This is a genomic window from Ralstonia sp. 110700041-2, from assembly GCF_056280165.1.
Map to the genome: position 1 here is coordinate 102,215 of NZ_JBSFAI010000002.1, position 13,622 is coordinate 115,836.

Sequence of the window (13,622 nt, forward strand, 5' to 3'; positions counted from 1 at the left end):
TTAGCTACCGCGATAGGTCGAATACGACCACGGCGACACCAGCAGCGGCACGTGGTAGTGCGCACTGGTGTCGGCCACGCCGAAGCGCAGGGTCACCACGTCCAGGAACGCGGGCTCGGGGAGTTTGACGCCGGCGGCGCGGTAGTACTCGCCCACGCCGAAGTCCAGCTCGTACACGCCGGTTTGCAGCGCGTCGCCTTCCAGCAGCGGCGCATCGCAACGGCCATCGTGATTGGTGCGGACCGATTTGATCGGTTGCCGCTGATTGTCGACAATTTTGAACAGTGCGATCGCCAGGTTTTGACCCGGCGTGCCTGCAGCGGTGTCGAGCACATGGGTGGTCAAGCGTCCCATTTGTCTTCCTCTGTAGTTTGAATTTTCAGAAGCGCCGCTGCCTCCACTTGCACCTCGCGCCAAACCCTTGTGTGACAAGGACCGGCGTCGGGGCCCGCTCGGTACGTGCCGTGCACGCATCCCGGCGCGCGTCCAGCCGGTTTACGCCTGCCATCCATGTGGGGAGGGGCATGCCAAACCGGCAAAGCCGTCGCTGGTTCTGGGTCCGACGCCTTGCTCCTGCCGTGTCGCTGGACTCGGCTTGAAACAGGGATTTCCCTAGTTTGTCGGATTCCCGAACACATTTTGTTGACAATATTGACGTCCGCCACGAATAATTGTCAACAGATTTTCGCAGTTGCTTATGCTGCGGCGCGTTACTCAAAGGCGGATCTGCCATGTCCAAGAATCTCAAGCTGGTCTCCACGGAAGCGACGTTGAAGTCGGGCGTCAAGGCATCGGGGGCAACACGCATGTCGGTCGAAGAACGGATGTATCACGAGATCTACGACGCGATCATGGAGCACCGCCTGCCCCCGCGCACCAAGCTGACGGAGCATGCGCTGTGCGAAATCTATGCCACCGCGCGTCATACGGTGCGCAAGGTCTTCTCCCAACTGGCCGCTGACGGCCTGGTTGACCTCGAGCCGAATCGCGGCGCGTTCATCGCGGCGCCCTCCATCGACGAAGCCCACGCCATGTTCGAGCTGCGCCAGATCCTGGAGCGCGCGGTGCTCGACAAGGTGGGCCACAGCAGCAACCCCAAGGCGGCCATCGCGCCCCTGATGGAACTCGTCAAGCAGGAACGCCAGGCCTTCGTCACGCACGATCGTCCTCGCTGGATTCGCCTGTCTGCAGAATTTCACGTGGCGCTGGCCGAGCAAGCCGGCAACCCGCTGGTGGTCGAGATGATGCGCCGGCTGGTGTCGCGCACCACCCTGATGATCGCCAGCGTCGAGGCCCCGGGCAACAACGCCTGCTCGTTCGACGAACACCTCGACATCCTCAATGCACTGGAGCGCGGCGACGCCGGCGCTGCCCAGGCCCACATGGCCCAGCACTTGCAATGCTGCGCCGATCGCGTGCGCCCCGAAGCGCCCGCGGATTTCGATCTGCGTTCGGTACTGGGCCCGCGCGGCGGGAAGGACAAAGTCTAGGACCGGTTCAGCTGTATCGGGCGAGCTGGCACGACAGAGGCCGGCCGCCCAAGAACCTGTCCACGATCCGTAGCGACCCGCCGAAGGTTGGCCCGAGAGACACCGCCCGACATCAGGACGGGACGTGTCACAAGGCCACGACCGGGGCGCGCAGCAGGAACGTGGGCAGGCTCCAAGCCGGACGCCGTCCGGCTTACCACCCAAAGGAGATCTTTATGGCAAGCAGCACCATCGCCGCCCCCACGGCGGATCTGACCAATGAGCGCGTGGCGTACGGACGCCTGCTCGCATTGGGTCTGCAACATGTATTGGTGATGTATGCAGGCACCGTGGCAGTGCCTCTGATTGTGGGCGGTGCACTGCATCTGCCCAAGGAACAGCTCGCTTTCCTAATCAACGCGGACTTGTTTGCCGCTGGCCTTGCCACCCTCATCCAGGCCTTTGGCATTTGGAAGTTCGGCATTCGCATGCCAGTCATGATGGGCGTGACCTTCGCATCGGTGGGCCCGATGATCGCCATCGGCACGGACCCGAGCATCGGCCTGCTCGGCATCTACGGCGCGGTGATCGCGGCGGGGTTGTTCGGCATCATCGTCGCGCCGCTCATGGGGCGTGTGCTTGGACTCTTCCCGCCGGTCGTGACGGGCACCGTCATCACGCTGATCGGCATGTCGCTGATGGGCGTGGGCATCAACTGGGCTGCCGGCGGCCAGCCGACCATGAAAACCATGGTGGACGGCGTGCTCAAGACCGTGCCGAATCCGGCCTACGGCGACCTGAGCGGCCTGGGCATCGCGCTGGCAGTGCTCGTGATCATCCTGTTGCTGACGAAGTACGGCCGCGGCCTGATCGGCAACATCGCGGTGCTGCTGGGCATCGTGATTGGCACGTTCATCGCCATGGCATTCGGCAAGGTCAGCTTTGCCGGCATTACCGAAGCCGACTGGGTGGCCGTGATCACGCCGCTGCACTTCGGCATGCCGACCTTCCACTTCGGCGCCATCGCTTCGATGTGCATCGTGATGCTGATCACGCTGGTGGAATCGACCGGCATGTTCCTGGCGCTGGCAGAAATCACCGGCAAGAAGCTCTCCACCGATGACCTCACGCGCGGCCTGCGCGCCGACGGTCTGGGCACTGTGATCGGCGGTGTGTTCAACACGTTCCCGTACACGTCGTTCTCGCAGAACGTTGGGCTGGTGACGGTCACGGGTGTGCGGTCGCGCTTCGTGGCAGCCATGGGCGGCGTGATCCTCATCGCGCTGGGCCTGTTCCCGAAGATGGCCCACATCGTGGCGTCGGTTCCTTCGTTCGTGCTGGGTGGTGCGGGCATTGTGATGTTCGGCATGGTGGCCGCTACCGGCGTACGCATTCTCGGCTCGATCGATTTCAACAGGTACCGCCACAACCTGTTCATCGTGGCGATTTCGATCGGCTTCGGCATGATCCCGACGCTGGCACCGACCTTCTTCCAGTACCTGCCGCATTGGCTGGAGCCCGTTACGCACAGCGGCATCGTGCTGGGCACGCTCGTCGCGGTCATCCTGAACCTGTACTACAACGGCATGCAGTCGACCGAGCACGCCATGCGCGACGCTGCCGCCAACACCCACGGCACGGAGTAATTGCATGAACGCCACTGTCGCGCACAACGACCCGCTTCTGATCGCCCGTCATGCGGACGTGCTGGTCACCATGGATGCGCAACGCCGCGAGATCGCCGACGGCGCCCTGGTTGCGCGCGGTGGCGTAGTCGAATGGGTTGGCGCCTCGGCCGATCTGCCGTCGCAGTACCGCGAGGCCATCGGGCAACCCAACGTACGTGTGATGGAACTGCGCGACCACGTGGTCACGCCGGGCTTCGTCAACACGCACCATCACATGTATCAGAGCCTGACGCGTGCCCTGCCCGCCGCGCAGGACGCCGAACTGTTCGGCTGGCTGACCAACCTGTATCCGGTGTGGGCCGGCCTCACGCCCGAGATGGTGCGCGTGTCTACGCTCACGGCGATGGCGGAACTCCTGCTCTCGGGTTGCACGACCTCCAGTGATCATCTGTACCTCTATCCGAACGGCAGCCGGCTCGACGACTCCATCGAAGCCGCACAGCAGATCGGCATGCGTTTTCACGCGGCGCGCGGCAGCATGAGCGTCGGCCGCAGCCAGGGCGGTTTGCCGCCGGACCGCGTGGTCGAAGGCGAAGAAGCCATCCTGAAGGAAACGCAGCGCCTGATCGAAACGTGGCACAACGCCGATCGCCATTCGATGCTGCGCGTGGTGGTGGCGCCGTGCTCGCCCTTCTCCGTCTCGCGTGACCTGATGCGCGAGTCGGCCAAGCTCGCGCGCAGCTACGGTGTGTCGATGCACACCCACCTGGCCGAGAACGACAACGACATCGCTTACTCGCGCGAGAAGTTCGGCATGACGCCGGCCGAGTACGCAGAAGACCTCGGCTGGGTCGGCCGCGATGTCTGGCATGCGCACTGCGTGAAGCTCGACGCGCACGGCATCGACGTGTTTGCACGCACCGGCACTGGCGTCGCGCATTGCCCGTGCTCGAACATGCGCCTGGCTTCCGGCATCGCCCCGATCCGCACCATGCGCGATGCCGGCGTGCCGGTCGGCCTTGGCGTGGATGGCAGCGCGTCGAACGATGGGGCGCACATGCTCGGCGAAACGCGGCAGGCCATGCTGCTCGCACGCGTCGGCTTTGGTCCCGCGGCGATGAGCGCGCGCGAGGCGCTGGAGATCGCCACGCTCGGCGGCGCGCGCGTGCTCAACCGCGACGACATCGGCGCGCTTGCACCCGGCATGTCGGCCGACTTTGTCAGCTTCGATCGTCACCAGGTCGGTTTTGCCGGCGCCGACCACGACCCAGTCGCGGCGCTGGTGTTCTGCGCCCCGTCCAACGTGGCGCACAGCGTGATCAACGGGCGCGTGGTCGTCGAAGACGGCCGCCTGACCACGCTGGAACTCGACGCCCATCTCACGGTTCACCGGAAGCTCGCGTTGGAACTCGCGCAGGCTGCCCGGGCAGTCCCGGCCTGACGCGATGGCGCCTTGCCTCGTTCATGACGCCGCTGTGATGTCGTGAATTTGGAAAGCCGCATTCCACTGTCTGACCGGTGTTGTATGAAGTCTCCTCGACATGAAAAAACCATGACAAACAATAACTATCCGCGCGATCTCATCGGTTACGGCAAGAACCCGCCCAACGCCAATTGGCCGGGCGGCGCGCGCGTAGCGCTGCAGTTCGTCCTCAACTACGAGGAAGGCGGTGAAAACAGCGTCTTGCACGGCGACGCCGGCTCCGAGCAGTTCCTCTCGGAAATCATCGGCGCCGCGGCCTACCCGGCCCGCCACATGAGCATGGAGGGGATCTACGAATACGGATCGCGCGCGGGCGTGTGGCGCATCCTGCGCGAGTTTGAAAAGCGCGGCCTGCCGTTGACGATCTTCGGTGTGTCGATGGCCCTGCAGCGCCATCCGGACGTGACGCAAGCCTTCGTTGACCTGGGCCACGAAATCGCCTGCCACGGCTGGCGCTGGATCCATTACCAGAACATCGACGAAGCCACGGAGCGCGAGCACATGCGCATCGGCGTCGAGATCATCCGCGAGTTGACTGGCAATGCGCCGCTTGGCTGGTACACCGGCCGTGACAGCCCCAACACGCGGCGCCTGGTCGTCGAGCACGGCGGCTTTGCGTATGACGCCGACTACTACGGCGACGACCTCCCCTTCTGGACCGAAGTCGAAACCTCGTCCGGCGAGCACAAGCCGCACCTGGTGGTGCCGTACACGCTCGACACCAACGACATGCGCTTTGCCAGCCCGCAAGGCTTCAACACGGCCGACCACTTCTACCAGTACCTGAAGGACGCCTTCGACGTGCTGTACGAAGAAGGCGATCCCAACGGCCTCGCGCAGCCGAAGATGCTGTCGATCGGCATGCACTGCCGCCTGCTGGGGCGCCCGGCGCGCTTCCGTGCGCTGCAGCGCTTCCTCGACTACGTGCAGTCGCACGACAAGGTCTGGATCTGCCGCCGTATCGACATCGCGCAGCACTGGATCCAGAACCATCCGTATGCCAAGCAACCCGTTTTGAGCACCACAGCATGAGCCAGACCACCTACACCCTCTCGCAACTCAACGGCATGGACGCGTCGCAGTTCGTGCAAGTCCTCGGCGGCGTCTACGAGCACTCCCCGTGGGTTGCCGAACAGGCCGCCACGCAGCGCCCGTTCGCCTCGGCCGAGGCGCTCGCGGCTGCCATGCGCAATGCCGTGGACACCGCCGGCATTGAACCGCAGCTCAAGCTCGTGCGCGCTCACCCCGAGCTGGCGGGCAAGGCGGCCGTGCGCGGTGAACTGACCGCCGAGTCGACGCGCGAGCAAAGTGGTGCGGGCCTGAACCAGTGCTCGCCTGAAGAGTTTGCACGCCTGCAGGCCCTCAACGCGCAGTACAACGAGAAGTTCGGCTTTCCGTTCATCCTGGCGGTGCGCGGCTATGACCGCCACGGGATCATCGACAACTTCAGCAAGCGCGTGGAAAACGACCGCGATACCGAGCTGCGTGCGTCGCTCGAACAGATTCATCGCATTGCAGGTTTCCGCTTGGCCGATTTGATTTCAGCAAACTGATTTTTCAGGTTCATCAGCAAAAAACAACGCTGTGGGCGCGGTGTCATGGGGCATGGGACACCGTCCGGCATGGAGCCTGACCAGCCGGCCTGTGACTGCATCAAAGAATGCGGCGCAACCTGCAGTGACTTTCAACAACAAAGGAGGTAGCAATGCAGTCGAAATTCAAGCGTGGCATGGCCGCGCTGGCAGTGGCATCGGCACTGGGGGCAGCAAGTGCCGGTGCGCAGGCGCAGTCGTCCGTCACGCTGTACGGCCAGGTGGATGCCTGGGCGGGCGCCACCAAGAGCCTGGGCGCATCGGATCGCGCCTGGGGCGTCAACTCGGGCGGTATGTCGACCTCGTACTGGGGCATGAAGGGCAGCGAAGATCTGGGCAATGGCTTGAAGGCGATCTTCACGCTGGAAGCGTTCTTCCGCCCGGACACCGGCAAGTACGGGCGCTTTGACGGCGATACGTTCTTCGCCCGGAACTCGTTCGTCGGCCTGCAATCGAGCACGTGGGGTTCGATCAAGCTCGGCCGCCTGACGCCGCCGTATTTCGTATCGACGATCCTGTTCAACCCGTTCATCGATTCGTACACGTTCTCGCCGATGGTGTTCCACACGTACCTCGGCAACGGCCTGCGCGGCCCCGGCGGTATCTCGGGTCTGGTGGGCGATTCGGGCTGGAACAACGCGATCATGTATTCGACGCCGGACTTCAACGGTCTGACCGCCAACTTCATCTACGGCGCGGGCGAGCAAGCCGGCCACAACGGCCAGAACAAGTGGGGCGGCAACTTCCTGTACTTCCATGGCAACTTCGCAGCCACGGCGGCTTTCCAGCAGGTGCGCTTCGACTCCGCCCCGGGTGACCTGAACGCACTGGTGGCAGGCTTCTCGCGTCAGACGGCTGCGCAGCTCGGTGCCACGTACGACTTTGGCGTGGTCAAGCTGTACGGCCAATACCAGTACATCAAGAACGCCATCAACTCCGGCGATGCGAAGAGCAACGGCGGCCAGCTGGGCGTATCGGTGCCGGTCGGCCCGGGCAGCATCCTCGCGTCGTACGCATACACCAAAACTTCGGGCGCGGCCGACGTAAAGCGCAACACGTGGGCGGTGGGCTACGACTACTCGCTGTCCAAGCGCACTGACGTGTACGCCGCGTACATGCGCGACAAGGTGACGAGCCTCAGCTCGGCAGACACCTTCGGCGTGGGCATCCGCGCGAAGTTCTAAGCAGTCGGCAGCAAAGAAAAACGGCGCCTGGACTTTCCCCAGGCGCCGTTTTCTTTTGGGCCGCCAACCGTCAGCGGCCCAACAGTTGGATCAACCAATCAACGCGTAGCCGACACGTCTGCCACCGCCAGCGCCGTCATGTTGACGATGCGGCGCGACGTGGCCGACGGGTTCAGGATGTGCACCGGCTTGGCCGCGCCCAGCAGGATCGGGCCCACCGTCACGCCCTGCCCGCCCGTGATCTTGAGCAGGTTGAACGCGATGTTGGCGGCGTCGAGCGACGGCATCACCAGCAGGTTTGCGCTACCCGAGAACGCGCTCTTCGGCAGGAAATGATGGCGGATGTCTTCCGACAGTGCCGCGTCACCCTGGATCTCGCCTTCCACCTGCAGGTCAGGCGCTTCCACCTTCAGCAGATCATACGCAGCGCGCATGCGGCGGGCCGATGCGTTTTTCGACGAGCCGAACATCGAGTGCGACAGCATCGCCACCTTCGGCTCCTGGCCGAAACGGCGCACTTCTTCTGCCGCCAGCTTGGTGATGTCGGCCAGCTCTTCTGCGCTCGGCAGCTCGTTGACGAACGTATCGGTGATGAACAGCGTGTGCTTCTCCAGCATCAGGCCGTTCATGGCGGCGAACACCTTGGCATTCGGGGCCAGGCCGATCACGTCACGCACGTGTTCGAGGTGGGCATCAAAGCGGCCGACCGTGCCGCACAGCAGCGCATCGGCGTCACCCAGGCGCACCAGCAGCGCACCGATCAACGTGTTTGAACGGCGCAGCGCCGACTTCGCCATGTCCGGCGTCACGCCGTTGCGGCCCATCAGCTCGTGGTAAGCGGTGTGGTACTGGTGATAGCGGCGGTCGTCTTCCGGGTCCACCAGCTCGAAATGCACCCCCGGCTTCAGGCGCAGGCCGGCCTTCTGGATGCGCATTTCGATCACGTGCGGACGGCCGATCAGGATCGGCTTGGCCAGGCCTTCGTCTACCACCGTCTGCACGGCACGCAGCACGCGCTCTTCTTCACCTTCGGCGTACACGACGCGCTTCGGGTTGGCCTTGGCGGCCGAGAACACCGGGCGCATGGTCAGGCCCGTGTGGTACACGAAATCGCTCAACTGGGCGCGATAGGCATCCAGATCCTTGATCGGACGCGTGGCCACGCCGGACTCTTCCGCGGCCTTGGCGACGGCCGGTGCGATCTTCTCGATCAGACGCGAATCGAACGGCTTCGGGATGATGTAATCCGGGCCAAAGGTCAGATCCTGGCCGGCGTAAGCCTGCGCCACGGCGTCGTTCGTTTCGGCTTCTGCCAGCTCGGCAATGGCCTTCACGCATGCCAGCTTCATCTCTTCCGTGATCTTGGTGGCGCCGCAATCGAGCGCGCCACGGAAGATGTACGGGAAGCACAGCACGTTGTTGACCTGGTTCGGGTAATCCGAACGGCCCGTAGCGATGATGCAGTCCGGGCGCGCGGCTTTGGCCACTTCCGGGCGGATTTCCGGCTCGGGATTGGCCAGCGCCAGGATGATCGGCTTCGGCGCCATGGTCTTGACCATGTCGGCGGTCAGCACGCCGGCGGCCGAGCAACCCAAGAACACGTCTGCATCGCGCACGATGTCGGCCAGCGTACGGGCCGACGTGTCTTGCGCATAGCGCGCCTTGTTGGGCTCCATCTTGGCGTCGCGGCCGGCGTAGATCACGCCCTTGGAGTCGACTACGTAGACGTTCTCGCGCTTGACGCCCAGGCCGACCATCACGTCCAGGCAGGCGATGGCCGCGGCGCCCGCACCCGACACGGCCACCTTCACGCTGCCGATGTCCTTGCCGACGACCTTCAGGCCGTTGAGCAGGGCAGCCGACGAGATGATCGCCGTGCCGTGCTGGTCATCGTGGAAAACGGGAATATTCAGGCGGTCACGCAGCTTCTGCTCGATGTAGAAGCACTCCGGCGCCTTGATGTCTTCGAGGTTGATCCCGCCCAGCGTCGGCTCCAGCGAGGCGATGATGTCAACGAGCTTGTCCGGATCGCGCTCGGCCAGTTCGATATCGAACACGTCCACGCCGGCAAACTTCTTGAACAGGCAGCCCTTGCCTTCCATGACGGGCTTGCTGGCCAGCGGGCCGATGTCGCCCAGACCCAGCACCGCGGTGCCGTTGGTGATCACGCCGACCAGGTTGCCGCGCGACGTGTACTCCGCCGCCAGCGACGGGTCTTGCTCGATCGCGGTACACGGATATGCCACGCCCGGCGAATACGCCAGCGAAAGATCACGCTGGTTGATCAGCGCCTTGGTCGGGCGAACCTCAATCTTGCCGCGCGTGGGGGCGCGGTGATATTCAAACGCTGCGCGGCGCAGTTCGGCCTCGGCGCCTTGGTCTTGGGAATCCGGCGAGGCGTCGTGAAGCTTGTCGTTCATAGCAATGCATCCTGATGGGGAGTTCCGCAGACGAGGCGCACATGCGCTCAGGCAGAAACTCCCTGAGACGAAGTGGCAAAAAACAGTGGGAACAGAGAGAAACCGGGGGTGAGGCCGCACGCGTTGTGGGGCACCGTCAGAAGGATAGCGACGGCGCGGAGGCAGCGCCGGCCACGGGTGGCGGTCGGCGCGAGACGGGATGAATTGACAACGCTCAAGCGGAGTACGGCTGGCGGCCTACAGATTAGGTCATGCATTCTAACGTAGACCGCCAGCCAAAACCCACCCTGGCGCACTACTTGGGTGCCGGCCCGGAAGCTGGTTTGGCCGCCGGTTTCACCGATGGATCAACAGGCAACTCTACGAGGATGGGCTGCGCGTTCGGCGCCGGGAAATTGGCAAAGGCGCTGCGTACCAGGTAAGGCATCACCGCCGTCAGCGATCCATCCCCACCCTGCGTTTGCGCCGTCACCTGATAAACACGCTTACCGGTGGCTGCCTCGTCAATTTCCACGTGATAGGCGTAGAACGGCACCTGCACGTTGGTATCCACATATTGCGGCCCCCACGGGCCCCAAGGCCCCCAAGGGCTGCGCCATGGCCCCCAGGGCCCCGGACCCCAATACGGGTCCGGTTACACGGGCTGGCGCACCTGCACGAGGCGCGTGGCGGTCGAGTAGTCCAGGCGCACCACATAGCGCGCGCTGGCACGCGGCACGCTGGTAAAGCCGTGGGCAGCAAGCTGGTCTGATGTCCAGGCCTCGTAGGTCTGGCGTTCCAGGTCATTTTGCTGCGCTGCGGTGTGCTCGAAGGCATAGGTGCGCGGCGGGTTGTCGGTCCAGCCGGGTTGCCGGAACGCTGTCACCTGGCTGGTGACCGTGCTCGCACAGCCCGCCAGCAGGCAGGCCGCCATCAGCGCACCGGCCATCGGCCCGATGCCCGATGACTTGATCCATTTCCACATGAAAATCCCCCTACTCTCAATCAGACAGATGGCCGCGTGCCCGGAAACTGGCCGCACGCGGTCTGATACTCAGAGTGACGCCCGCCGCGGAAGATTCCCTCCAAGCGCCTGAGTACAATGGCCTTTTGCGTACTTCTACGAGGATGTTACCGATGTTGCGCACCGATACCGCCGTCACGATTTACCGCAAGGACTACACCGCGCCCGCTTTCCGCATTGACGAAGTGGCCCTGGAGATCGATCTCGTGCCCGAGCGCACCCGCGTCGTCAACCGCATGCGCATGACGCGCACGGATGCCGGCAAGCCGCTCGTGCTGGCGGGTGAAGGGCTCGAGCTGGCGGGCGCGACGGTCGACGGCAAAGCGCTGTCCGGCCTGCAGGCCTCCGACGACACGCTCACCATCGAAGCCGTACCGGCCGATGTTGGCACCAGCTTCACGCTGGAACTCACCACCTACTGCAATCCCGCAGCGAACTCCTCGCTGATGGGCCTGTACGTTTCCAACGGCAACTTCTTCACGCAGTGCGAGGCCGAGGGCTTCCGCAAGATCACCTACTTCCTCGACCGCCCGGACGTGATGACCGTCTACACCGTCACGCTGCGCGCATCGAAGGCGGATTACCCGGTGCTGCTGTCCAACGGCAACCTCGTGTCGGAACGCGACCTGCCGGACGGCCGCCACGAAGCGGTGTGGCACGACCCATTCAAGAAGCCTTCGTACCTGTTCGCGCTGGTGGCGGGCAAGCTCGAATGCATTGAAGAACGCATCCGATCGGCCTCGGGCAAAGAGAAGCTGCTGCAGGTGTGGGTGGAGGCGCAAGACCTGGGCAAGACCCGCCACGCGATGGATTCGCTCATCCACTCGATCCATTGGGACGAACGCCGCTTCGGCCTGGAGCTGGATCTCGACCGCTTCATGATCGTCGCCGTGGGCGACTTCAACATGGGCGCGATGGAAAACAAGGGCCTGAACATCTTCAACACGAAGTACGTGCTGGCCAATGCGGAAACGGCAACCGACGTGGACTTCGCCAACATCGAATCGGTGGTCGGCCACGAATACTTCCACAACTGGACGGGCAACCGCGTCACTTGCCGCGACTGGTTCCAGTTGAGTCTGAAGGAAGGCCTGACGGTGTTCCGCGATCAGGAGTTCTCCGCTGACATGGCCGCGCTGGCCGGCAACGAATCCGCCGCCGCAAGCGCACGCGCCGTCAAGCGCATCGAAGACGTGCGGCTGCTCCGCCAGGCGCAGTTCCCTGAAGACGCTGGCCCGATGGCCCACCCGGTACGGCCCGACAGTTACGAAGAAATCAACAACTTCTACACCGTCACGGTGTACGAGAAAGGCGCCGAAGTCGTGCGCATGTACCAGACGCTGCTGGGCCGCGACGGTTTCCGCAAGGGCATGGACCTGTACTTCCGGCGCCACGATGGGCACGCCGTCACCTGCGACGATTTCCGCGCCGCCATGGCCGATGCCAACGGCCGCGACCTCACGCAATTCGGCCGCTGGTACAGCCAGGCCGGCACGCCGGTCGTGGCAGTCGAAGGCCACCACGATGCCGCCACGCATACCTACACCCTCACGCTGCGCCAGCGCTGCGAGCCGGTCGGTATCGAAGTGAACAGCGGCATCCAGAAGCAACCGTTCCACATTCCGTTTGCGATCGGCCTGATCGACAAGAACGGCCGCGACTTGCCACTGCGTTTGCGTGGCGAGGCCGCATCGCCCTCGCCCGTGACCACACGCGTGCTGGACTTCACGGAAACCAAGCAGACCTTCGTCTTCGAAGACGTGGCCGAAGCGCCGTTGCCCTCGCTGCTGCGCAATTTCTCGGCGCCGGTGATCGTGGAATACGGCTATACGACCGAGCAGCTTACGTTCCAGCTCGCGCACGATTCCGACCCGTTCAACCGCTGGGAAGCCGGCCAGCGCCTGGCCACCGACACCCTGCTGCGCATGGTGACCGACATCCAGCACGGCCGCGCGCCGGTGGTGGATCCGGCGCTGGTCGAAGCCCTGCGCGCCGTGGTCGCCGACACCTCGCTTGATCCGGCCTTCCGCGAGCAGATGCTGATCCTGCCGGCCGAGAGTTACCTGGCCGAGCGCATGGACGTAGCCGACCCGGCCGCCATCCACACCGCGCGCCGCACGTTGCGCCGCACCCTGGCGGAACAGCTCAATGCGGAACTGCTGCGCGCCTATCAGGACAACCAGACCGAAGGCGCCTACTCGCCCGATGCCGTGTCTGCAGGCAAGCGTGCGCTCAAGAACATCGCCCTCGGTTATGTGGTGGAAACCGAAGCCCCCGAAGCGCTGGCCCTGGCCGAACGGCAATATGCCGGCGCCACCAACATGACCGACCGCATGGGCGCCCTCTCGGCGATGGTCAACAGCTACGCCCCTGGCCGGGAAGCGGCGCTGGCCGATTTCTACACGAGATTTGCCGACGATGCCCTCGTCATCGACAAGTGGTTCTCGCTGCAAGCCATGCAGCCGGGCGCCACCGGCAAGCCAACGCTGGAAACCGTTCGAGCCCTGATGACTCATCCGGCCTTTACGCTGCGCAACCCGAACCGAGCGCGTTCGCTCATCTTCAGCTTCTGCTCGGGCAACCCAGCGCAGTTCCACGCCGCCGATGGGTCGGGCTATGCGTTCTGGGCCGAGCAGGTGCTGGCGCTCGACGCCATCAACCCGCAGGTCTCTGCCCGCCTGGCCCGCGCGCTGGACCGCTGGCGCAAGTACGTGCCCGCGCTGCGCGACGCCATGCAGGACGCGCTCAAGCGCGTGGCGGCACATCCGAGCCTCTCGCGCGATGTGCGCGAGATCGTTGGCAAGGCGCTGGCCTGAATGTCACCGCTTGTATCGTAAAATCGC

9 protein-coding genes and 1 pseudogene are annotated in these 13,622 nt (G+C 64.3%); 7 read left to right on the forward strand and 3 right to left on the reverse strand.

What is annotated here, in order from left to right:
• Window positions 1–354, reverse strand: coding sequence for a hydroxyisourate hydrolase (gene uraH / locus ACUXH0_RS03005; protein ID WP_027681000.1), 354 nt, complete (start codon window positions 352–354; stop codon window positions 1–3).
• Window positions 355–731: 377 nt separating this feature from the next.
• Here uraH and ACUXH0_RS03010 point away from each other — a divergent pair, with 377 nt between their 5' ends.
• The 6 genes from ACUXH0_RS03010 (at window position 732) to ACUXH0_RS03035 (ending at window position 7,356) form a co-directional block, all read left to right on the forward strand.
• Window positions 732–1,490, forward strand: a complete 759-nt coding sequence (locus ACUXH0_RS03010; RefSeq protein ID WP_182593794.1) for a GntR family transcriptional regulator — start codon at window positions 732–734, stop codon at window positions 1,488–1,490.
• A gap of 215 nt (window positions 1,491–1,705) precedes the next feature.
• Complete coding sequence (locus ACUXH0_RS03015) at window positions 1,706–3,115, forward strand: nucleobase:cation symporter-2 family protein (RefSeq protein WP_182593793.1); 1,410 nt, start codon at window positions 1,706–1,708, stop codon at window positions 3,113–3,115.
• A gap of 4 nt (window positions 3,116–3,119) precedes the next feature.
• On the forward strand, window positions 3,120–4,538 hold the full coding sequence (locus ACUXH0_RS03020) for an 8-oxoguanine deaminase (protein WP_182593792.1): 1,419 nt from the start codon (window positions 3,120–3,122) through the stop codon (window positions 4,536–4,538).
• Window positions 4,539–4,649: 111 nt separating this feature from the next.
• Complete coding sequence (gene puuE, locus ACUXH0_RS03025; protein WP_037028502.1) at window positions 4,650–5,612, forward strand: allantoinase PuuE; 963 nt, start codon at window positions 4,650–4,652, stop codon at window positions 5,610–5,612.
• The gene (gene uraD / locus ACUXH0_RS03030) at window positions 5,609–6,133 is read left to right on the forward strand and encodes a 2-oxo-4-hydroxy-4-carboxy-5-ureidoimidazoline decarboxylase (protein WP_182593791.1); all 525 of its coding nucleotides are present in this window, start codon (window positions 5,609–5,611) and stop codon (window positions 6,131–6,133) included. The genes puuE and uraD overlap by 4 nt, the downstream gene beginning before the upstream one ends.
• A gap of 152 nt (window positions 6,134–6,285) precedes the next feature.
• Window positions 6,286–7,356 (forward strand): porin, encoded by a 1,071-nt coding sequence (locus ACUXH0_RS03035; RefSeq protein ID WP_116576550.1) that lies wholly within the window; start codon window positions 6,286–6,288, stop codon window positions 7,354–7,356.
• A gap of 98 nt (window positions 7,357–7,454) precedes the next feature.
• Here ACUXH0_RS03035 and ACUXH0_RS03040 read toward each other — a convergent pair whose 3' ends face one another.
• Together ACUXH0_RS03040 and ACUXH0_RS03045 are read right to left on the reverse strand one after the other, a co-directional pair.
• Window positions 7,455–9,776, reverse strand: a complete 2,322-nt coding sequence (locus ACUXH0_RS03040; RefSeq protein WP_182593790.1) for an NADP-dependent malic enzyme — start codon at window positions 9,774–9,776, stop codon at window positions 7,455–7,457.
• A gap of 295 nt (window positions 9,777–10,071) precedes the next feature.
• Window positions 10,072–10,740 (reverse strand): annotated as a pseudogene (locus tag ACUXH0_RS03045) (DUF4136 domain-containing protein).
• 152 nt (window positions 10,741–10,892) lie between these two features.
• Between ACUXH0_RS03045 and pepN the strand changes: the two are divergent.
• The gene (gene pepN / locus ACUXH0_RS03050; RefSeq protein WP_182593789.1) at window positions 10,893–13,595 is read left to right on the forward strand and encodes an aminopeptidase N; all 2,703 of its coding nucleotides are present in this window, start codon (window positions 10,893–10,895) and stop codon (window positions 13,593–13,595) included.
• The last annotated feature ends 27 nt before the right edge of the window (window positions 13,596–13,622 follow it).